The organism is Pseudomonas sp. ERMR1:02, from assembly GCF_002277815.1.
Taxonomy (GTDB): Bacteria; Pseudomonadota; Gammaproteobacteria; order Pseudomonadales; family Pseudomonadaceae; genus Aquipseudomonas.
In genome coordinates this window covers 128,354-150,071 of the sequence record NZ_NKJI01000001.1, presented here as the reverse complement: position 1 = coordinate 150,071, position 21,718 = coordinate 128,354, and the positions used below count along the sequence as shown (strand labels likewise).

General features: G+C 56.1%; 20 protein-coding genes and 1 pseudogene. 2 read left to right on the top strand and 19 right to left on the bottom strand.

The window, feature by feature from the left end:
- Positions 1 to 58: 58 nt before the first annotated feature.
- Positions 59 to 685, bottom strand: coding sequence for a glutathione S-transferase family protein (locus CES87_RS00725; RefSeq protein ID WP_128604538.1), 627 nt, complete (start codon positions 683 to 685; stop codon positions 59 to 61).
- 129 nt (positions 686 to 814) lie between these two features.
- Positions 815 to 1,716 (bottom strand): annotated as a pseudogene (locus CES87_RS00720) (LysR family transcriptional regulator).
- 334 nt (positions 1,717 to 2,050) lie between these two features.
- Here CES87_RS00720 and CES87_RS00715 point away from each other — a divergent pair.
- The gene (locus CES87_RS00715; protein ID WP_256590807.1) at positions 2,051 to 3,238 is read left to right on the top strand and encodes an MFS transporter; all 1,188 of its coding nucleotides are present in this window, start codon (positions 2,051 to 2,053) and stop codon (positions 3,236 to 3,238) included.
- Positions 3,239 to 3,309: 71 nt separating this feature from the next.
- On the opposite strand, the gene CES87_RS00710 is transcribed toward CES87_RS00715, so the two are convergent.
- Complete coding sequence (locus tag CES87_RS00710) at positions 3,310 to 3,936, bottom strand: LysE family translocator (protein ID WP_128604990.1); 627 nt, start codon at positions 3,934 to 3,936, stop codon at positions 3,310 to 3,312.
- A gap of 364 nt (positions 3,937 to 4,300) precedes the next feature.
- Between CES87_RS00710 and CES87_RS00705 the strand changes: the two genes are divergently transcribed.
- A complete protein-coding gene (locus tag CES87_RS00705; protein ID WP_128604537.1) occupies positions 4,301 to 5,170 on the top strand; it encodes a GyrI-like domain-containing protein in 870 nt (289 codons plus the stop codon).
- A 408-nt stretch (positions 5,171 to 5,578) separates the two neighbouring features.
- Here CES87_RS00705 and glmS read toward each other — a convergent pair whose 3' ends face one another.
- From glmS to mnmG, 16 genes are all read right to left on the bottom strand, one after another.
- A complete protein-coding gene (gene glmS, locus CES87_RS00700; protein ID WP_128604536.1) occupies positions 5,579 to 7,411 on the bottom strand; it encodes a glutamine--fructose-6-phosphate transaminase (isomerizing) in 1,833 nt (610 codons plus the stop codon).
- Between the two features lies 1 nt (position 7,412).
- The gene (locus CES87_RS00695) at positions 7,413 to 8,189 is read right to left on the bottom strand and encodes a DeoR/GlpR family DNA-binding transcription regulator (protein WP_128604535.1); all 777 of its coding nucleotides are present in this window, start codon (positions 8,187 to 8,189) and stop codon (positions 7,413 to 7,415) included.
- 218 nt (positions 8,190 to 8,407) lie between these two features.
- Positions 8,408 to 9,775, bottom strand: a complete 1,368-nt coding sequence (gene glmU, locus CES87_RS00690; protein ID WP_128604534.1) for a bifunctional UDP-N-acetylglucosamine diphosphorylase/glucosamine-1-phosphate N-acetyltransferase GlmU — start codon at positions 9,773 to 9,775, stop codon at positions 8,408 to 8,410.
- Between the two features lie 111 nt (positions 9,776 to 9,886).
- Positions 9,887 to 10,312 (bottom strand): F0F1 ATP synthase subunit epsilon, encoded by a 426-nt coding sequence (locus tag CES87_RS00685; RefSeq protein WP_007969909.1) that lies wholly within the window; start codon positions 10,310 to 10,312, stop codon positions 9,887 to 9,889.
- A 45-nt stretch (positions 10,313 to 10,357) separates the two neighbouring features.
- Positions 10,358 to 11,734: a F0F1 ATP synthase subunit beta gene (gene atpD / locus CES87_RS00680; protein WP_128604533.1), complete on the bottom strand. Its 1,377-nt coding sequence runs from the start codon at positions 11,732 to 11,734 to the stop codon at positions 10,358 to 10,360.
- 27 nt (positions 11,735 to 11,761) lie between these two features.
- Positions 11,762 to 12,622 carry a F0F1 ATP synthase subunit gamma gene (gene atpG / locus CES87_RS00675; protein WP_128604532.1) on the bottom strand — a complete coding sequence of 287 codons (861 nt, stop codon included), beginning with the start codon at positions 12,620 to 12,622 and terminating at the stop codon, positions 11,762 to 11,764.
- A gap of 50 nt (positions 12,623 to 12,672) precedes the next feature.
- Positions 12,673 to 14,217 (bottom strand): F0F1 ATP synthase subunit alpha, encoded by a 1,545-nt coding sequence (atpA, locus tag CES87_RS00670; protein ID WP_128604531.1) that lies wholly within the window; start codon positions 14,215 to 14,217, stop codon positions 12,673 to 12,675.
- Positions 14,218 to 14,238: 21 nt separating this feature from the next.
- Positions 14,239 to 14,775: a F0F1 ATP synthase subunit delta gene (locus CES87_RS00665; RefSeq protein WP_128604530.1), complete on the bottom strand. Its 537-nt coding sequence runs from the start codon at positions 14,773 to 14,775 to the stop codon at positions 14,239 to 14,241.
- Between the two features lie 12 nt (positions 14,776 to 14,787).
- Complete coding sequence (locus CES87_RS00660) at positions 14,788 to 15,258, bottom strand: F0F1 ATP synthase subunit B (protein WP_128604529.1); 471 nt, start codon at positions 15,256 to 15,258, stop codon at positions 14,788 to 14,790.
- Positions 15,259 to 15,316: 58 nt separating this feature from the next.
- Positions 15,317 to 15,574 (bottom strand): F0F1 ATP synthase subunit C, encoded by a 258-nt coding sequence (gene atpE / locus CES87_RS00655; RefSeq protein WP_003097235.1) that lies wholly within the window; start codon positions 15,572 to 15,574, stop codon positions 15,317 to 15,319.
- A gap of 132 nt (positions 15,575 to 15,706) precedes the next feature.
- Positions 15,707 to 16,576 carry a F0F1 ATP synthase subunit A gene (gene atpB / locus CES87_RS00650; RefSeq protein WP_128604528.1) on the bottom strand — a complete coding sequence of 290 codons (870 nt, stop codon included), beginning with the start codon at positions 16,574 to 16,576 and terminating at the stop codon, positions 15,707 to 15,709.
- A 16-nt stretch (positions 16,577 to 16,592) separates the two neighbouring features.
- Positions 16,593 to 17,000 (bottom strand): F0F1 ATP synthase subunit I, encoded by a 408-nt coding sequence (locus CES87_RS00645; RefSeq protein WP_128604527.1) that lies wholly within the window; start codon positions 16,998 to 17,000, stop codon positions 16,593 to 16,595.
- 148 nt (positions 17,001 to 17,148) lie between these two features.
- A complete protein-coding gene (locus CES87_RS00640) occupies positions 17,149 to 18,021 on the bottom strand; it encodes a ParB/RepB/Spo0J family partition protein (RefSeq protein ID WP_128604526.1) in 873 nt (290 codons plus the stop codon).
- 9 nt (positions 18,022 to 18,030) lie between these two features.
- Positions 18,031 to 18,828, bottom strand: coding sequence for a ParA family protein (locus CES87_RS00635; protein WP_128604525.1), 798 nt, complete (start codon positions 18,826 to 18,828; stop codon positions 18,031 to 18,033).
- 18 nt (positions 18,829 to 18,846) lie between these two features.
- Complete coding sequence (rsmG, locus tag CES87_RS00630; protein ID WP_128604524.1) at positions 18,847 to 19,491, bottom strand: 16S rRNA (guanine(527)-N(7))-methyltransferase RsmG; 645 nt, start codon at positions 19,489 to 19,491, stop codon at positions 18,847 to 18,849.
- The gene (gene mnmG / locus CES87_RS00625) at positions 19,488 to 21,380 is read right to left on the bottom strand and encodes a tRNA uridine-5-carboxymethylaminomethyl(34) synthesis enzyme MnmG (RefSeq protein WP_128604523.1); all 1,893 of its coding nucleotides are present in this window, start codon (positions 21,378 to 21,380) and stop codon (positions 19,488 to 19,490) included. The genes rsmG and mnmG overlap by 4 nt, the downstream gene beginning before the upstream one ends.
- Positions 21,381 to 21,718 lie beyond the last annotated feature (338 nt).

Below are 21,718 nucleotides of genomic sequence, written 5' to 3'. Positions count from 1 at the left end.
ATTCTCCCCTGCACCGATGGCGCAGCGTGAAAGGCCCGGCAACGTCGGGCCACAAGCATCAGGCAGTTTTTTGCAGACCAGCGACGGTGCGCGGCATGCCGACAAAACCGGGTAAGGCTTCGACCCGTGCCAACCAGGCGCGGATGTTGGTGTAGTCGTCCAGCGACACATTGCCCTCAGGCGCGTGGGCGATGTAACTGTAGCTCGCGACATCGGCAATGGTTGGCTCGTTGCCGATTAGGTAAGGCGTGTTGGCCAGTTCGTGATCAATGACCTTGAGCACGGTGTGGGCGTAAGCGATCACTTCATCAGCGTTATAAGGTGCACCAAACACCGTGATCAGACGTGCCCGGGCCGGGCCAAATGCGATGGGACCAGCGGCGACAGACAACCAGCGTTGCACTTTTGCCGCACCGACCGGATCGGTCGGCAGCCAGCGACCGTTGCCGTATTTTTGCGCCAGATACACCAGAATCGCGTTGGAGTCGGCCAACACCACGCCTTGATCATCCAGCACCGGCACCTGACCAAAGGCGTTGAGTGCCAGATACTCCGGTTTTTTATGCTCGCCCTTGGCCAGGTCGACGAAAATCATCTCGGTGGGAAGTTGCAGCAGCGAGAGCATCAGTTCCACACGGTGTGCGTGGCCGGAACGTGGGAAGTTGTAGAGTTTGATGGCTTGCATGGTCGACTCCGAGGGTGAGTGGCACTGTTCGGAAAGCTCAGCGCTGATGGCAGCCATCTTCTACCAGTCACCGAAACAACAGAATAACCAGCAATCGCAATCCATTATTTCACCCAGCGAAATAACCGATTAGCCCAGCAATGCGGGATGCTCCCTGAGCGCCTTCACAGTGAAGTCGACAAAACTGCGAATCCGCGCCGGGGCCTTGCGTCCACCTTGATAGACCACATGGATCGGCAGTGGCGGCACTTCAAAGTCCGCCAGGACAATTTCCAGTTCCCCTGTCGCGATCTTGCTCGCTACCTGATAAGACAACACCCGGGTGTAACCCAGACCGAGGGCCGCTGCGGTGATGGCAGCCTGGTTCGCCGTCACCACAAGTCGCGGATCAGGCCGAACACTCAGTGGCTCATCACCTTCAAGAAATGGCCAGTTTTTGAGCTGACCAATAGCCGATGTCGCGATGACCGGCGCCTGAGCCAGATCTTGCGGGTGTGTTGGCCGACCATGAAGTGCCAGAAACTGCGGCGACGCGACAATCACCCGGCGCACTTCTCCCACCCGAATCGCATGCTGATTGCTATCGGGCAGCTCACCGATTCGCACGGCCACATCGACCCCCTCCTCGACCACACTGACAATTCGATCAACCAGCAGCGCATTGATCGTAACGTCCGGAAATTGAGTCAGAAGTTCACCATCAGCGGTGTGACAAACAACTCTCCAAATAAAACCGGCGCGGTGATCGTCAATTGCCCACGGGGTTGGGCATGACTGCCTGCCGCCGAATCCTCGGCCTCCTGCACCTCGGAGAGAATCCTCCGACAGTCTTCAAGAAACCGCTGACCCGCCTCGCTCAAATGCACACTTCTCGTGGTACGCGTGAGTAACTGCGTGCCGATGCGTTTCTCCAGCGCAGCCACCGCTCGGGTGACGCTGGCGGCGGACATACCCAAGCGCCGCGCTGCTGCCGAAAAGCCTTGGTCCTGGGCAACGGCAGCGAAGACCTGCATTTCCTGGAAGCGGTCCATGGGTATTTCCTCTGTTTTAAAACCAAAACATCGCAGCCTCAGTAGCTCCTTGCAAGCTGACCTTTATTCCTAAAAAGTCGTTACGCTCAAGAATTTGTACATCAGCCAAGTGCGCATACAGGGGGAGGTCGATCACTACAGCAGCAGGGCTGTTACTGACCTTGGCTTAGGAGAAGCGCCCTGATTACGCAGTTACCCTCCTTATTAAAGGAACATCAATGAGTGCACATTTTTCAGGTAATGCGAGGGGCTTTCCGGGCACCGACCGGCGTTTGCTGAAAGTGCAATTCAGCTTTTTGCTTATGGTTCTCGGGGACGGTGCAATCAACTCGCGGTGGCCTGGTGGGCCTTACAGGAAACAGGCTCTGCGCTCTATTTTGCAAACATGATTGCCTGTTCCATCGCAACGGAGGTATTAGCCAAACCCCTACTGGGATGGTTGGGGGACAAGTACAACAAAATCCTGATCATCAAGCTGGCCTCGTGGATCAGCTTGCTGACAGCGCTTTTAATGGTGGTGCTGTCCTCTAAGGGGTTGTTCAATCCCTGGACGGTGGGCGCACTTATGATGATCAGCAGTGCGATTGTTGGCGTGCGAGATCCTCTCCAAGCGTCAATCATTCCTTTGTTTGCAAGCGACGATAAAGTCTCGATGGCCTTTCGGACCAAAAGCGTGCTGTCTTCCTTTTCGATTCTGCTGGGGCCGGCACTGGCCAGCGGGTTGATCTACGGGTGTGGTATCACGTTCGCCTTTGCCGCCGATTTTTTTGCGATTCTGATAGCCGGGGTGCTGATTGCGACCATCCCGAACCACATCGGTGCCACTCATCAAGGCGAAAAGGCATCGGGTGCTGGCGGCTTCACCATGATCTATTCCGGCTTCAAAGTAGTTTACGGAGTGAAGGTTGAATTTTATCTGGCCATCATCGCAATGCTGATCAACTTAGCCCTATTTCCTTTTTTCACAATCCTGATTCCGCTATACGTAAAGGATGTCATCCAGTACCCGGTCACTTATATCGGTCTTCTGGATTCTTGCTTCGGACTGGGTATTTTGGTGGGCAGCTACAAAATAATCGGCTGGTTATCCGACCGGGTCCCTCGTGACATGTGCGTGTCTGCCGGGTTCGCATTATTGGGATGCAACCTGCTGGCGGTTGGCACGATTTCATCGTCATTCATCGTGCCCGTTGCGTTTTTCTGCGGTGGCATTGGCTTGATGTTGATCAACATCCCCACCTCCGCTGTGAGGTTGCTGGCAACACCAAAGCTCCACCGCAATCGGATTTTCGCCACGGTTTCATTTCTGTCTGCGGCGGCTAGCCCCTTGGGCAGTTTCGCGATGAACATCCTGATCGCCTGTATGGGAGTCGCAACGACAATCACGCTTCTGGGCACCATGGTGCTGCTGTTATCTCTGCTGGTCTTTCTGGTGCCCGATTTCAGAACTTTCATGCGTGCCGAGGATACGCAGCTCAATGACGCATACCTCGACAAATACCCTGAAGCGTTTGCGCATTGAAGTGCCCGGCGGTGCTCCGCCTCTTACAAACGGAGTTGCGCTATCGACTCGAAGATAAGGGGACAGAAGTTCTACTTTTGGCTGAGCGCCGCGATCGATACCCCCGACGCCACAAACGTCAGCCCTGCTCCCACGTTCAGACCATTCACGAGTCTAGGCCGCTGGCGTAAAAAACCGGAGAGTGCGGTGGCGAAGACGCCCATGAGTGCGAATCCAGCTGCCGTAAGTACAGCAAACCACACCCCATACACCAGCATTTGGATGCTCACTGAGCCGCGGTGCGGGTCAACAAACTGCGGAATGAATGCCAACACGAAAAAGCCCGGCTTGGGGTTCAGTGCTGCGGAGCAGAAGCCTGTCAGGAAAATGCTTGGCAAAGATTGTCGAGCTGCCGGATGAAAGCTAAGCAGGCTACGAGAGCGCAGCACCTTGATACCTAGCCAGAGCAAGTAGCCAGCACCGATAAGCTTGACGATCCAGAAGGCTGCTGCGGAGGTCTGCATAAGTAGCGTCAGTCCTAACGAAGCGGCCGTCACATGAAAGAGAATTCCTGCGCCAGATGCCAGTCCCGATAATATCGCGGCTGTTTTCCCCTGGCTGAGCCCGCGGCCCACGGCCAACAGATTGTCCGGACCTGGCGCGAGCACCAGAAGCAGGCACGCTGCGGTGTAGGCAAGCCAGATATCAATTGGAAACACGATGTTCATCTCTGAAGTGATCGAGGTATTCAGCCCCACGTAGCGCAAACTGTAGCTCTTCCTCTTGCAAAGGCAAACCTGTGCGCGGCGGAGCGATCGCAGAGCAACACTCGCAGCTACGGCGTAGAGGGGCAGCGACTCCTAGTCGCCCACTGATCCATGACCGAATAATCTGCTTGCCTGCCACATTCACAGCAGGCTGTTTCCGGCCAAAAGTGGACACCTGAAATGCCCCTGACCTTTACATCGCCTTGGAAAAGATCGTATTGGCCAACCAAAAACGTGCCTTGAGCAAACGCGGCTAGGTGCGTTCACGCCGCTATAGTCGACGCTATTGCCGACCGTACTTGCAGGAGCTTTTCCAGTGTCTGACATGCCGACCAATTTCGCTTACACCAAGCGCTTCAACACCGTACTCGCCTACATTGATGCCAATCTCGAAGGCGACCTGTCGGTGAGGACGTTGAGCCATGTGGCGAACTTTTCGGCGTTTCACTTCCATCGACAATTCAGCGCGTTCGTAGGAGTGCCTGTCTCACGTTATGTGCAACTGATGCGACTACGACGCGCGGCACATAGCCTAGCCGCCCTCGCGGATCACTCGGTACTGGACGCCGCACTCGGTGCCGGCTTTGAAAGTCCCGAGGCATTTTGCAGGGCGTTCAGACGGGCGTTCGGTATGACGCCGAGTGCGTTCAGGAAGGAACCGAACTGGCAGGTCTGGAATGCGGTATTCGCAATCCCTCACTTTTCTAGGACTATCCTCATGCAAGTACGAATCATAGATTTCCCTGAAGTCAAGGCAGCAGCGCTTGAGCACTGCGGACCAGCCGGGCTCGTCAATGATAGCGTGCGCACGTTCATCGAGTGGCGTATGCAGAGCGGACAGTCGCCAGTGGCATCGAGTCGCACCTTTGGCATTCCCTATAGCAACCCCGATACGACACCTCCACAAGCATTCCGCTTCGCAATCTGCGGCGAGATTCACGAGGCCGTGGCGCCGAATGAGTTCGGCGTGCACGAGATCGTCATTCCTGCCGGTCGCTACGTCGTGGTGCGACACGCGGGGTCACCGGATCACATTGGCGAAACGATCTATCCGATTTACCGCGATTGGCTTCCTGCCAGTGGAGAGGAACTCCGTGACCAGCCGCTATTCTTCAATTACCTGAGCGTCCATCCCGAGACACCACAGGATCAATGGCAAACAGATGTGTATGTTCCGCTGCAATAGCAAAGCAAACAGCTTTCGACCGACACCTAAGCTGCCTGCTATGACAGTCGCTGGCCTAGCGTGGATATCTTTGCCAATCTAGCGGTCGCTTATCCGTTGGGCACAAGATCGCGCTGGGCCAACATCCAGTCGTCGATTCGATATCTTCCTTAACGCACGCAATGCAGAAGCCAAGTCGTATATCTTCGGTTTCAAACCTTGTTGTACCCGATAGATATTCGCTTCCTGAGTAACCTTGGCTGGATGGTCAGAAGTAAGGGTAAGCGCCTCGGAATTCTGCAAGGCAGGGACGACAAGAAGCAAGGAAGTCGTTTTGGAGCCCCGGGAGGCTCCAAAACGAGACAGTTTTTAATACTTAGAGACTGTTTTTAATCCTGAAGACCAAAGGTTCGATCCGCTGTGGATAACTTATTCCACAGTCACCGATTTCGCCAGGTTCCGCGGCTGGTCAACGTCGGTGCCCTTCAGCACGGCCACGTAGTACGACAGCAACTGCAGCGGGATGGTGTAGAGAATCGGCGACAGGATGTCGTGGATGTGCGGCATGTGCACAACGTGCGTGCCTTCACCATTGGTCATGCCGGCCTTTACGTCAGCGAAGACGATCAGCTCGCCGCCACGGGCGCGGACTTCCTGAAGGTTGGACTTCAACTTCTCCAGCAGCTCGTTGTTTGGCGCCACGGTAACCACTGGCATGTCGTTATCCACAAGCGCCAATGGGCCGTGTTTCAGCTCGCCGGCTGGGTAGGCTTCGGCGTGGATGTAGGAGATTTCTTTGAGCTTAAGTGCCCCTTCCATAGCCACCGGGAACTGCGCGCCACGGCCAAGGAACAGGGTGTGGTTCTTCTCGGCGAATAGCTCGGCAATTTTTTCCACAGTGCCGTCCATCGCCAGCGCCTCACCCAGGCGCGCCGGCAGGCGGCGCAGTTCTTCGACCAGCGTGGCTTCAATGCCATTGGCCAAAGTACCGCGGACCTGACCCAGAGACAGGGTCAGCAACAACAGGCCTACGAGTTGAGTGGTGAACGCTTTGGTCGAAGCCACGCCGATTTCGCGACCGGCCTGAGTCAATAGGGTCAGGTCGGATTCACGCACCAGGGAGCTGATGCCGACGTTGCAGATCGCCAGACTGGCCAGGAACCCCAGTTCCTTGGCGTTACGCAGGGCCGCCAGGGTGTCGGCGGTTTCGCCGGACTGGGAGATGGTGACGAACAAGGTGTCAGGCTGCACCACCACCTTGCGGTAGCGGAACTCGCTGGCGACTTCGACCTGGCACGGGATGCCGGCCAGTTCTTCAAGCCAGTAACGCGCAACCATGCCAGCGTGATAGCTGGTGCCGCAAGCGACGATCTGTACGTTGCGCACTTTGGCGAACAGCTCGGCAGCCTGAGGACCGAAGGCTTGTACCAGCACTTGGTTCTGGCTCAGGCGACCTTCCAGGGTGCGCTGTACAACGGACGGTTGCTCGTGGATTTCCTTGAGCATGAAATGGCGGAACTCGCCTTTCTCAGCCGCTTCGGCACCATCACGGTACTGCACGGCTTCGCGCTCTACAGACTGACCGTTAACGTCCCAGATCTGCACGCTGTCGCGATGGATTTCCGCGATATCACCTTCTTCCAGATACATGAAACGGTCGGTTACCTGACGCAGGGCCAACTGGTCGGAAGCCAGGAAGTTTTCACCCAGGCCCAGACCGATTACCAACGGGCTGCCACTACGGGCTGCCACCAGGCGGTCTGGCTGCTGGGCACTGATTACCGCCAGGCCGTATGCACCGTGCAGCTCTTTAACAGTCGCCTTGAGCGCCGCGGTCAGATCAGGCAGATCCTTGAGTTTGTGATTCAGCAAGTGAGCGATGACTTCAGTGTCGGTATCCGAACTGAAGACGTAACCCAAGGCTTTGAGTTGTTCACGCAGAGCTTCGTGGTTTTCGATGATGCCGTTGTGCACCACCGCCAGATCACCGGAGAAATGCGGATGCGCATTGCGCTCGCATGGTGCACCGTGAGTGGCCCAGCGGGTGTGGGCAATCCCCAAACGACCGGCCAGGGATTCTTCAGCCAAAGCCTGCTCCAACTCGCTGACCTTGCCCGGGCGACGCAGGCGCTCGAGTCTTTCGTCGTTGGTGTAAACCGCCACACCGGCACTGTCATACCCGCGGTACTCGAGACGCTTCAGGCCTTCGACCAGGATGGCGGTGATGTTACGTTCTGCTACTGCGCCAACAATTCCACACATGCTATTTCTCCTGACTGACAGCCGCGCAAATCAAATTGATTCCGCGGGCCTGTATCTGATCCCGTGCCGCAAGCGGCAGGCGATCATCGGTAATAAGGGTATGGACGCTGCTCCAGGGCAGTTCCAGGTTGGGAATCTTGCGGCCGATCTTGTCGGCCTCGACCATCACCACCACTTCGCGGGCGACTTCGGCCATGACCCGGCTCAGCCCCAGCAATTCGTTGAAGGTGGTGGTACCGCGAATCAGATCGATGCCATCGGCACCGATGAACAACTGATCAAAGTCGTAAGAGCGTAGTACTTGCTCGGCAACCTGCCCCTGGAAGGACTCCGAATGGGGGTCCCAGGTGCCGCCGGTCATCAGCAACACCGGCTCGTGCTCGAGTTCGCTCAAGGCACTGGCGACATGCAGGGAATTGGTCATCACCACCAAACCCGGTTGTTGACCCAGTTCGGGAATCATCGCCGCGGTGGTGCTGCCGCTGTCGATGATGATCCGCGCATGCTCGCGAATCCGCTTCACTGCAGCACGGGCGATGGCTTGCTTGTACTTGGATACCGGCAGACCAAGGTCGGCCACCAGTTCCTGCGGCATAGTGATCGCACCTCCATAACGACGTAGGAGCAAACCATTGCTTTCAAGCGCTGCAAGATCCTTGCGAATCGTAACTTCAGACGTTTCGAAACGCTTGGCCAGCTCGTCCACACTGACTTCACCCTGCTCATTGAGCAAGGCGAGGATGTTGTGGCGACGTTGGGGAGTATTGCGCTTCGACATAGCGAGGTAAGTTTCGATTCGAAAGATAATGTAAGCAATCAAAACCTATCAACGAAACTTCGTCAAGCGCGAGGCGATAAAAAGTGCTGTGGATAAAAACATCGCAGGCAAGCCTCGCTCCTACGGATTTGTAAAAGCCCTGTAGAAGCGAGGCTTGCCCGCGAATTCAATGGATCTGCCTGTGAATAACTTCAGCCGATCACCAATATGTGGATAACTCAGCTCTTTTTGACTTTCTCAGGCCGTTTCCAGCCATCTATGTTCTTCTGCCGGGCGCGCCCCACAGCCAACTGCGCATTATCCACATTCTGAGTAATGGTCGAACCAGCCGCAGTGGTTGCCCCGGCAGAGATATCCACAGGCGCTACCAACGAGTTGTTTGAACCGATGAAAACATCTTCACCCAGCACGGTTTTCCACTTATTCACACCATCGTAGTTGCAGGTAATGGTGCCGGCGCCAATGTTGGTGCGCGCGCCAATTTCGGCGTCGCCCAAGTAGCTCAAATGACCGGCCTTGGCACCCTCGCCCAAATGCGCGTTTTTAAGCTCGACGAAGTTACCCACATGCGCCCGTGCTTCCAGCACCGTGCCTGGACGCAAACGCGCGAACGGACCGGCATCGCTGCCTTCACCCAGAATCGCGCCTTCGATATGGCTGTTTGCCTTGATCACCACACCTTTACGCAGGGTGCTGTCCTTGATCACGCAGTTCGGGCCAATCACCACGTCGTCTTCGATGACAACCTTGCCTTCGAGGATCACGTTGATATCGATCAGCACGTCACGGCCAACGGTCACTTCACCGCGTACGTCGAAACGTGCGGGGTCGCGCAGCGTCACACCCTGGGCCATCAAACGGCGACCCGCGCGCAACTGATAGTGACGCTCAAGCTCAGAAAGCTGCTTGCGGTCGTTGGCACCCTGCACTTCCATGGCATCGTGAGGATACTCGGTGGCCACAACCAGACCGTCGCTGACTGCCATGGCAATCACGTCAGTGAGGTAGTACTCGCCCTGGGCATTGTTGTTGGAGAGACGGCTCATCCACCCGCCAAGACTTTCGAAAGGCAACGCCAGAATGCCGGTGTTACCCTCGGTGATCGCACGCTCGGCTTCGTTGGCGTCCTTCTGCTCGACGATGGCGGTAACGTTGCCGTCAGCGTCGCGAACGATACGACCGTAACCAGTCGGGTCATCCAGCTCGACAGTCAGCAGCCCGAGTTGCTTGGGGGCCACTTTTTTGAGCAGGCGCTGCAGGGTTTCCACTTCAATCAGCGGTACGTCACCGTAAAGGATCAGCACGGTATCGGCTTTGATAAAGGGTACGGCCTGGGCCACGGCATGGCCGGTGCCGAGCTGTTTGTCCTGAAGGACGAAATTCAGATCATCCGCAGCCAGACGTTCACGCACTGCTTCGGCGCCGTGGCCGATAACCACGTGGATGCGTTGTGGATCAAGTTGCCGGGCGCTGTGGATAACATGACCAAGCATTGAGTTGCCGGCAATCGGGTGCAGGACTTTCGGCAAGGCAGAACGCATGCGCGTACCTTGGCCAGCAGCGAGGATAACGATTTCAAGAGACATGACAGACTACCAATCCTGGGTGGTCAGCGGCTGTGACCAAGTGATGAACATCGGAAAAGAAAAAGGGTAGCCGAGGCTACCCTTTTTAATCAATCGCACAATAAGCGAGCCTTAGTGGCCGAACTTCTTGCGGATCTGCTGGACGGTGCGCAGCTGAGCTGCAGCCTCGGCCAGACGTGCGGCGGCAGAACCGTAGTCGAATTCCGCGCCCCGCTCATGCAAGGCCTTCTCGGCAGCCTTAACGGCTTCCTGAGCGGAGGCTTCGTCCAGGTCGGCAGCACGCTGCACGGTGTCGGCAAGAACCTTGACCATGTTCGGCTGAACCTCGAGGAAACCACCGGAGATGTAATACACCTCCTCTTCCCCGCCCTGCTTGACCAGGCGGATCGGACCTGGCTTCAGATTAGTGATCAACGGCGCGTGACCCAGAGCGATACCAAGATCACCCAGTGCACCGTGCGCAATCACCATCTCGACCAGACCGGAAAAGATTTCTCCTTCCGCGCTGACGATATCGCAATGGACTGTCATAGCCATCTGATTGCCTCACCCTAAATGAGCGCCCGTTGCCGGGCGCCGGGATTACAGTTTCTTGGCTTTCTCGATCGCTTCTTCGATGCCGCCGACCATGTAGAACGCTTGTTCTGGCAGGTGGTCGTAGTCACCGTTGAGGATGCCTTTGAAGCCAGCAATGGTGTCTTTCAGGGAAACGTATTTACCCGATGCACCGGTGAAGACTTCAGCCACGAAGAACGGCTGCGACAAGAAACGCTGGATCTTACGAGCGCGGTTTACCAACTGCTTGTCGGCTTCCGACAGCTCGTCCATACCCAGGATCGCAATGATGTCCTTCAGTTCTTTGTAGCGCTGCAGCACGTACTGAACACCGCGAGCGGTATCGTAGTGATCGTTGCCGATCACGTTCGGATCCAGCTGACGCGAAGTCGAGTCCAGTGGGTCTACCGCTGGGTAGATACCCAGGGAAGCGATGTCACGGGACAGAACGACGGTGGCGTCCAAGTGGGCGAAGGTGGTCGCCGGCGACGGGTCAGTCAAGTCGTCCGCTGGTACGTATACGGCCTGGATCGAAGTAATCGAACCTTGCTTGGTCGAAGTGATGCGCTCTTGCAGTACGCCCATCTCTTCAGCCAGGGTCGGCTGGTAACCTACTGCAGAAGGCATACGGCCCAGCAGTGCGGATACTTCGGTACCGGCCAGGGTGTAACGATAGATGTTGTCGACGAACAGCAGAACGTCGTTACCTTCGTCACGGAACTTCTCGGCCATGGTCAGACCGGTCAGAGCTACGCGCAGACGGTTACCCGGCGGCTCGTTCATCTGACCGTATACCAGTGCCACTTTGTCCAGAACGTTGGAATCCTTCATCTCGTGGTAGAAGTCGTTACCCTCACGAGTACGCTCACCCACACCGGCGAACACGGAATAACCGCTGTGCTCGATGGCGATGTTACGGATCAGTTCCATCATGTTTACGGTTTTGCCTACACCGGCACCACCGAACAGACCGACTTTACCGCCCTTGGCGAACGGGCAAACCAGGTCGATAACCTTGATGCCGGTTTCCAGCAGGTCGTTGCCGCCCGCTTGTTCAGCGAAGGATGGCGCAGGACGGTGAATGCCCCAGCGCTCTTCGGTGTCGATCGGGCCAGCTTCGTCAATCGGGTTACCCAGTACGTCCATGATCCGGCCCAGGGTCGCTTTACCGACCGGTACGGAGATGGCAGCACCAGTGTCGATAACGTCCAGACCGCGCTTCAAGCCTTCGGTGGAACCCATCGCAATGGTACGAACTACGCCGTCGCCCAGCTGCTGCTGAACTTCCAGGGTAGTTTCCGCGCCTTGTACTTTCAGCGCGTTGTAGATGCTCGGTACGCTGTCGCGTGGAAATTCCACGTCGATAACGGCGCCGATGATTTGAACGATACGTCCGCTACTCATAGCTGGATCCTCTGAATATTTGAACCGTTAAACCGCGGCAGCGCCGCCAACGATTTCCGAGATCTCTTGGGTGATCGCAGCCTGACGCGCCTTGTTGTAGACCAGCTGCAATTCGCTGATCAAATCACCGGCGTTGTCGGTAGCGTTCTTCATCGCGATCATCCGCGCAGCTTGTTCAGCCGCGTTGTTCTCGACCACCGCCTGGTAGACCTGCGACTCCACGTAACGGACCATCAAGCCATCAAGCAGCTCTTTGGCGTCCGGCTCGTAGAGGTAGTCCCAGTGGTGCTTAAGACCTTGATCCGGGGTTGCTACCAGTGGAATTAACTGCTCCACGATAGGCGTCTGCGTCATGGTGTTGATGAACTTGTTGGACACCATGGAAAGGCGGTCAATCCGACCGTCCAAGTAGGCATCCAGCATCACCTTGACGCTGCCGATCAGATCATTGATCGACGGCTCTTCACCCAGGTGGCTGATAGCTGCTACGACGTTACCGCCGAAGTTGCGGAAGAAAGCCGCACCCTTGCTACCCACTACACACAGGTCGATCTCGACGCCGTTTGCTTTGTTTACCGCCATGTCCTTGACCAGGGCCTTGAACAGGTTGGTATTCAAGCCACCACACAAACCACGGTCAGTGCTCACTACAACATAACCGACGCGCTTTACTTCACGGTCGATCATGAACGGGTGGCGATATTCCGGGTTGGCGTTGGCCAGATGACCAATAACCTGGCGGATGCGCTCCGCATAAGGACGGCTAGCAGCCATGCGCATTTGTGCCTTGCGCATTTTGCTGACCGCCACTTTTTCCATGGCGCTGGTAATCTTTTGCGTGCTTTTGATGCTCGCAATCTTACTGCGAATCTCTTTTGCGCCTGCCATGTAACACCTATCAGGTTAGCAAGCGGGAGCCTCGCGGCCCCCGCTGCGGCTTACCAGGTTTGGGTGGCCTTGAACTTCTCGATACCGGCTTTCATGCCGCCATCGATTTCGTCATTGAAGTCACCCTTCACGTTGATCTTGGCCATCAAATCGGCGTGATCGCGGTTGAAGTAAGCAATCAGCGCTTGCTCGAAGCTGCCGACCTTGGTGATTTCGACGTCAGTCAGGAACCCACGCTCAGCGGCATACAGCGACAGCGACATGTCGGCGATCGACATTGGCGCGTATTGCTTCTGCTTCATCAGCTCGGTAACGCGCTGACCATGCTCAAGTTGCTTACGGGTCGCTTCGTCCAGGTCAGAAGCGAACTGGGCGAATGCCGCCAGTTCACGGTACTGAGCCAGAGCGGTACGGATACCACCGGACAGCTTCTTGATGATCTTGGTCTGAGCGGCACCACCCACACGGGATACCGAAACACCGGCGTTCACTGCAGGACGGATGCCCGAGTTGAACATGGCCGATTCCAGGAAGATCTGACCGTCGGTGATGGAAATCACGTTGGTCGGAACGAACGCGGAAACGTCGCCAGCCTGAGTTTCGATGATCGGCAGTGCGGTCAGGGAACCGGTTTTGCCGGTCACTGCGCCGTTGGTGAACTTCTCTACGTATTCTTCCGAAACGCGGGAAGCGCGCTCCAACAGACGGGAGTGGAGATAGAACACGTCGCCTGGGTAAGCTTCACGGCCTGGTGGACGGCGCAGCAGCAGGGAAATCTGGCGGTAAGCCACTGCTTGCTTGGACAGATCGTCATAAACGATCAGCGCGTCTTCACCGCGGTCGCGGAAGAATTCGCCCATGGTGCAACCGGCGTAAGGTGCCAGGTATTGCAGCGCAGGAGATTCCGAAGCACTGGCAGCCACGATGATCGTGTTGGCCAGGGCGCCGTTTTCTTCCAGCTTGCGAACCACGTTGGCGATGGTCGATTGCTTCTGACCGATGGCTACGTAGACGCAGAAAATGCCGCTGTTCTTCTGGTTGATGATCGCGTCGATCGCCAGAGCGGTTTTACCGATCTGACGGTCACCGATGATCAGCTCACGCTGGCCACGGCCGACAGGGATCATGGCATCGACAGCCTTGTAGCCAGTCTGTACAGGCTGGTCTACCGACTTACGCCAGATCACGCCTGGAGCAACTTTCTCGACCGCGTCGGTCTCGGTGTTGCCCAGTGGACCTTTGCCGTCAACAGGGTTACCCAGTGCGTCGACTACGCGACCCAGCAGTTCCTTACCAACCGGAACTTCCAGGATGCGGCCAGTGCACTTGGCGCTCATGCCTTCAGCCAGAGACTGGTATGCGCCCAAAATAACGGCACCTACGGAGTCTTGCTCCAGGTTGAGGGCCATACCGTAGACGCCGCCCGGAAACTCGATCATCTCGCCGGACATAACGTCGGCCAGACCGTGAATCCGCACGATACCGTCAGATACGCTGACGATAGTGCCTTCGTTACGGGCTTGGGAGGTCACATCGAGCTTGTCGATGCGGCCCTTGATAATTTCACTTATTTCGGAAGGATTGAGTTGCTGCATTGCTCTGCTGCCCCTTCAAACTCAAGATTTCAATGCTTCGGCAAGTTTCGCGATTTTGCCGCGAATCGAGCCATCGATAACCAGGTCGCCGGCGCGGATGACAACGCCCCCAATAAGGGAACTGTCTTCCTCGACTTGCAGGCGCACTTCCCGGTTGAGTCGTGCACTGAGAACCTTGGCGAGTTTGTCTTGCTGTTCTTGGTTCAATGCGAAAGCACTGGTTACTTCTACGTCTACCGATTTCTCCTGCTCGGCCTTGTACAGGTCGAACAGGTTGGCGATCTCCGGCAAAAGCAGGAGACGGTCGTTTTCGGCAACGACGTGGATGAAGTTCTGTGCCTTGGCATCAAACTTGTCACCGCACACGTCAATGAACGTGGCGGCCTTTTCTGCGCTCGTCAGTCGCGGGGCCTTGAGCACACGCTGCATGGTGTCGTCTTCCGACACCGCTGCTGCCAGGCCGAGCATGGCTGACCAATTGGCCAGTTGCTGGTGGGCCTGAGCGTGCTCGAAGGCCGCCTTAGCGTAAGGTCGGGCCAACGTGGTCAGTTCTGCCATGATCGCCCTCGCTTAGATTTCAGCAGCCAGTTGTTTAACCAGCTCTGCGTGCGCGTTTTGATCGATTGTGGCACCCAGGATCTTCGCGGCACCGCCAACGGCCAGGCTACCCACTTGGGCGCGCAGCGCGTCTTTGACGCTGTTCAGTTCCTGTTCGATCTCGGCCTGAGCCTGAGCCTTCACACGGTCAGCTTCGACGCGAGCCTGTTCACGGGCTTCGTCGACGATCTGAGTACCGCGTTTCTTGGCTTGCTCGATGATTTCAGCTGCCTGAGCTTTCGCTTCGCGCAGTTGCTGACCCACTTTCTCATGGGCCAACTCCAAGTCGCGAGCTGCTCGGCTGGCAGCGTCCAATCCATCCGCGATCTTCTTTTGACGTTCGTGCAGTGCCGCGATGACCGGAGGCCATACGAACTTCATGCAGAACAGTACAAAAATCAGGAACGCAACGGACTGGCCAATCAGGGTCGCATTAATGTTCACGCCAACACCTCGCAGTTACGTTGTCCATCACATCTAATTACTCGGAAAATCCGGGTAATTAGCCAGCGATCTGACCAACGAACGGGTTCGCAAAGGTGAAGAACAGAGCGATACCAACACCGATCATGGTTACGGCGTCGAGCAGACCGGCAACGATGAACATTTTAACTTGCAGCATTGGAACCATTTCTGGTTGACGCGCGGCGCCTTCCAGGAACTTGCCGCCCAACAGGCCGAAACCAATTGCGGTACCCAGTGCGCCCAGGCCGATCAACAGTGCAACAGCGATAGCGGTTAGACCAACTACAGTTTCCATCTTTCCTCCCGACTTTTACGTCGTATGGTTTAGGTTTTTTAGATTAAAGCGGTAAAACAAATCGTTTCAGAGGCCCCGTAAGGCCCCCCTCCCGTTTGACCGGGAGGGACATCAGACTAGTCGAGACTGGTCTTAATGGTTTTCTTCGTGCGCCATCGACAGGTAGACGATGGTCAGCATCATGAAGATGAACGCCTGCAGGGTGATGATCAGGATGTGGAATACCGCCCACGCCCACTGCAGAACGATGCCCAGGCCACTCAGCCAGAGCAGACCGCTGCCGAACATCACAGCGATCAGAATGAAGACCAGCTCGCCGGCGTACATGTTGCCGAATAGACGCAGAGCCAGGGAGATCGGCTTGGCGATCAGGGTCACGAATTCCAGCAGGAAGTTCACCGGGATCAGCAGCGCCTGAAGGAAAATGTTCTTGCTGCCAAACGGATGCAGGGTCAGCTCGCCGATGAAGCCGCCGAGGCCCTTGATCTTGATGCTATAGAAAATGATCAGTGCGAAAACCGAGAACGCCATGGCCAGGGTCGCGTTCGGGTCGGTTGTCGACACGGCGCGGAACGGAATGTGGTGGTCGCCGGAGATCAGGATGGCCAGTTGAGGAATCCAGTCGACCGGTATCAGGTCGACGGCGTTCATCATGAAGACCCAGACGAAGATGGTCAGTGCCAGCGGTGCAATCACCGGGCTACGGCCATGGAAGCTGTCTTTCACGCTGCCATCGACGAATTCGACCAAAACTTCAACGAAGTTCTGCAAAGCACCTGGCTGACCGGAAGTCGCCTTCTTTGCCGCCATGCGGAAAAGAAGAACGAAGATCAGACCCAATGCGACCGACCAGCCGAGGGTATCGACGTGGAAAGCCCAGAAGCCCATTTCCTTGGCTTCTGCTGCGGTGTGGGCAAAGCCCCAGCCGCCTGTAGGGTGCTGACCGAAAGTCAGGTTTTGCAAGTGGTGCTGGATATAGCCCGAAGCGGTTGTTTCTGCCATGGTTGCCTCAAACGCCCTAAGGTCTCGAAAGTCTTGTTTTCATCAACAGGGGAGCGAACCAGCTGACCAGTTGGGTCAGCACGAAGACGCCGAATACCGCTAGCGGCGCCAATGGCTTCACACCTGCGAACGTCAATGCAAAGAGCACCGCCGTCAAAATCATTTTGCCCGCCTCGCCGGCATAAAATGACCTGACGATGGCTTGAGCTGCTCGGGCGCCGGAAAACCGAAATGCCCTATGAGCGAAATAAACATTGGGAAGCAAGGCTATCAGGCCTCCGCAAAGTCCCGAGTACCCGGCAACGACTCCATACCATTGCCAGAGCGCCAAAGCGGCAATCAGCAAAATGACAAACTGAGCCATCAACACCGGAAAAACTGCCAGGCGATGGAACGGCAAGCGGTTTGGCGTGCGGGTTTCCATCACTATTGCTCTCCAATGGTCGGCTGCCGAAATTCAATAACTTGGCATAATTTGTGCCGACAAAATGCGCGCAGAGTATAGGGGCGGTTCTGCCCCTATTCAACTGTCAGGTAGTGATTTCCGACTGCGCGCTACATGAGAAAATGTTTCAGCGGATATGTGCAAGTACGCCTTGAAGCTCATCCAAAGAGTTGTAACCAATTACCAACTGCCCTTTTCCCTTCTTACCGTGGCGGATCTGCACCGCAGAGCCTAGGCGCTCGGCCAGACGCTGCTCCAACCGGGCGATATCGGGGTCCGGTTTTGCAGGTTCAACGGGCTCCGGTTTGCCACTCAACCACTGGCGAACCAGTGCTTCAGTTTGGCGCACAGTCAGTCCACGTGCGACAACATGTCGCGCCCCTTCGACCTGTTGATTGTCCGGCAAACCGAGCAACGCACGTGCATGACCCATTTCCAGGTCGCCGTGGGACAACATAGTCTTGATAACCTCGGGCAGCGAGATCAGGCGCAACAGATTGGCCACGGTCACCCGGGACTTACCTACAGCTTCGGCCACTTGTTGCTGGGTCAGTTGAAATTCCTGCTGCAAACGCTGCAAGGCCACCGCTTCTTCGATCGGGTTGAGATCTTCGCGCTGGATGTTCTCGATCAGCGCCATTGCAATCGCGGTTTCATCCGGCACATCGCGAACCATCGCCGGGATGGTTTCCTGACCAGCTTGCTGGCTGGCGCGCCAGCGGCGTTCGCCAGCGATGATTTCGAAACGACCGCCACCGATCGGGCGAACCACGATCGGCTGCATCACCCCTTGGGCCTTGATCGACTGCGCCAGCTCTTCGAGCGCTTGAGTATCCATATCGCGACGGGGCTGATACTTGCCGCGCTGGAGCAAATCCAGCGGCAGGTGTTGCAGCTCACGCTGATCGGCTTGCACCGCTTGTTCTTCCAGCGAGCTGATCGTTGGACCACTCAGCAGTGCATCCAGTCCACGTCCGAGACCTCGTTTCTTGACGGCCATGGGGATTCCTTAAGTTGCCTGAGCAGCAGCGATGCGTGAGTTTTTACGCTGACGACGAACCATTTCGCCGGCCAGAGCCAGATAGGCCACGGCGCCGCGCGAAGATTTGTCGTACGCCAGCGCCGGCATGCCATAGCTCGGAGCTTCAGCCAGACGGATGTTGCGCGGAATGACGGTGTCGTAGAGCTGATCGCCGAAGTGTTCCTTGAGCTGCGCCGACACATCGTTCATCAGGCTCAGGCGCGGGTCGTACATTGTCCGCAACAAGCCTTCGACCTTGAGATTAGGGTTAAGCAATTCAGCGATTCGCTTGATGTTATCCACAAGGTCACTCAGACCTTCGAGTGCAAAGTACTCGCACTGCATGGGGATAATTACCCCGTCTGCGGCAACCAATGCATTCAACGTCAGCATTGAAAGCGACGGTGGGCAGTCGATCAAAATGTAATCGTAGTTTTCGCGGATAGGCGCCAACGCACTGCGCAGGCGGCTTTCCTTCATCTGCATTTCCAGCAGTACCACCTCGGCCGCAGTCAGGTCGCGGTTCGCCGGCAACAACTGGTAACCACCGTGCTCGGAGTAATGCATGGCCTGGGCCAGATCACACTCGCCGATCAGCAAGTCATAGACCGAGTTTTCCAGGCCGTGTTTATCCACACCGCTACCCATGGTGGCGTTGCCCTGTGGATCGAGATCGATCAACAACACCCGGCGCTTGGTGGCGACGAGGGATGCTGCGAGGTTGATGCAGGTGGTGGTCTTGCCCACACCACCCTTTTGGTTCGCTATCGCGAATACCTTAGCCATTCTTGCTTGTGTTCCCAATCATGCCGTGCGGCGCAGTATCAGCAGATGGCGTTGGCCTTGGCAACCAGGTACGGCCAGGGCGTGTTCGCTATCGAGGTGGAAGTCTGTCGGCAATGCTACCAGCTCATCGGCGGGATGAACGCCTTTCATTGCCAGCCAGCGTGTATCGGCGTCACCGAGGTGGCGAGTCCAGTTGGTGAAGTTTTCCATGCTGCTGAATGCACGGGAAATGATCCCGTTGAAGGGCTGAGCAGGCTGAAAAGCTTCAACGCGACTGTGGATAACTTGCAGGTTATCCAGTTTGAGTTCGAGTTTAACCTGGGTGAGGAAGCGGGTTTTCTTGCCGTTGCTGTCCAGACAGGTGACTTGAGACTGCGGAAACAGGATGGCCAGCGGAATGCCCGGCATGCCGCCGCCACTACCAACGTCCAGCCAGCGACCATTTTCGATGAACGACATCGCGCTCAGACTATCGAGCAAATGCCGGGACACCATTTCATCGGGATCGCGCACGGCGGTCAGGTTGTAGGCCTTGTTCCATTTTATCAACAGGGCGAGATAACCCAGCAATTGTGTTTGCTGTGTTTCTGTCAGCGTGACACCGAGCAGGCGAGCACCTGTGGATAACTCTTCGGCATGTTGCGAGGTGACCAACGAACTCAAGCGCTTTGCTCCAACTGACGGCCCGCGCCGCGTTTTTTCAAATGAATCATCAACAGCGAAATCGCCGCCGGCGTAACACCCGGGATACGTGACGCCTGGCCCAGGGTTTCCGGACGGGTCGCACCGAGCTTGCTCTGGATCTCTTTGGAGAGGCCCGAAATGTTCGTGTAATCGATATCCACAGGCAGTTTTGTGTTTTCACTGGCGCGCAGACGGGCGATTTCATCCTGTTGACGATCAATGTAACCGGCGTACTTGGTCTTGATTTCGACCTGCTCGGCGACCTGTGGATCTTCTGCGCCTTCACCGGTTACGGCGATCAGACCAGCGTAGTCGATTTCCGGGCGGCTCAAGAGGTTGAGCAAGTTGTATTCGTGGGTCAGCGGCGTGCCGAATTTTTCGGCAATGGCATCGCCCTGCAAGGTGCCAGGGCGAACCCAGGTACTTTTCAGGCGTTGTTCTTCCAGCAAGATGCTTTCGCGTTTTTTACTGAACGCAGCCCAACGCTCGTCATCGACCAGGCCTAGCTCGCGACCCTTTTCGGTCAAACGCAAGTCGGCGTTGTCTTCTCGCAGAATCAAACGGTACTCGGCGCGGGAAGTAAACATACGGTATGGCTCTTGGGTACCCAGGGTAATCAGGTCGTCGACCAACACCCCGATGTATGCCTCATCGCGACGCGGACACCAGGCATCTTTGCCTTGTGCACGCAGCGCGGCATTGGTTCCGGCCAGCAAACCCTGGGCACCGGCTTCTTCGTAACCGGTGGTGCCGTTGATTTGTCCGGCGAAGAACAGGCCGCCGATGACTTTGGTTTCCAGGCTGTATTTCAGGTCGCGAGGATCAAAATAGTCATATTCGATGGCGTAACCCGGACGAACGATGTGTGCGTTTTCCATACCGCGGATCGATTGCACGATCTGCAATTGCACATCGAACGGAAGGGATGTGGATATCCCGTTCGGGTACAGCTCGTTAGTCGTCAGTCCTTCCGGTTCGATGAAGACCTGATGACTTTCCTTGTCGGCAAAGCGATGGATTTTGTCTTCGATCGACGGGCAGTAACGCGGGCCTATGCCTTCGATCACGCCGGAATACATCGGCGATCGATCAAGGTTGGCAGCAATGATTTCGTGGGTGCGGGCGTTGGTATGGGTAATCCAGCAGCTGATCTGCCTTGGATGCTGTTCTTTTGACCCCATGAACGACATCACCGGAATTGGCGTATCACCCGCTTGCTCGGTCATCACCGAGAAATCCACAGACCGCGCGTCAATACGCGGTGGGGTACCGGTTTTCAGGCGACCAACACGCAAAGGCAATTCACGTAGACGCTGAGCAAGGGCTATCGATGGTGGATCACCCGCACGACCGCCGGAAAAATTCTGCATTCCGATGTGGATAAGTCCACCGAGGAAGGTACCTGTGGTCAAAACAACCGAGTCCGCGAGGAAACGCAAGCCCATTTGGGTGACCACACCACGTACCTGGTCCTGCTCTACGATCAAATCATCAGCGGCCTGTTGAAATATCCACAGGTTCGGCTGGTTTTCAAGGATTTCGCGGATAGCGGCTTTGTACAGAACCCGGTCTGCCTGAGCACGGGTTGCGCGTACGGCAGGACCTTTGCGGCTGTTCAATACGCGAAATTGAATACCACCTTTGTCGGTGGCCATGGCCATCGCGCCGCCAAGGGCATCGATTTCTTTAACCAGATGGCTTTTGCCGATCCCGCCAATCGCGGGGTTGCAGCTCATGGCACCGAGAGTTTCCACGTTATGCGTCAGCAACAGGGTTTTCACCCCCATACGTGCTGAGGCCAGTGCTGCCTCGGTACCGGCATGACCGCCGCCGATGACGATCACTTCAAAACGGGAAGGGAAATCCACCACGCACCTCGTGCCTGCTTAAGTAGGTAATTCAGGAATAGTTTGAGCTCAGGTTTTTGGACCTGGTCGACAAGTATAGGGACTTCGCCCTTCCTAAAGAACCCTTTGCACAAAATTTAACCAGCTGTGGAGAAGTCGAGGTTATAGAAATTAAAAAGAGAGAAATTTATTAAATCTTTGTTTTTATGTTTATTTCTACTGACCGGCTTTTCTGTGGATAGATTAATACAGCCCTTTATTTACGTCGTGTACAGAGATTCAAAACCCTGTGATCATGTGGCAATGAGGCCCTTGGATAACCGCTTTAAGCCTGTGGATGAATGAGGTGGTTATCCACA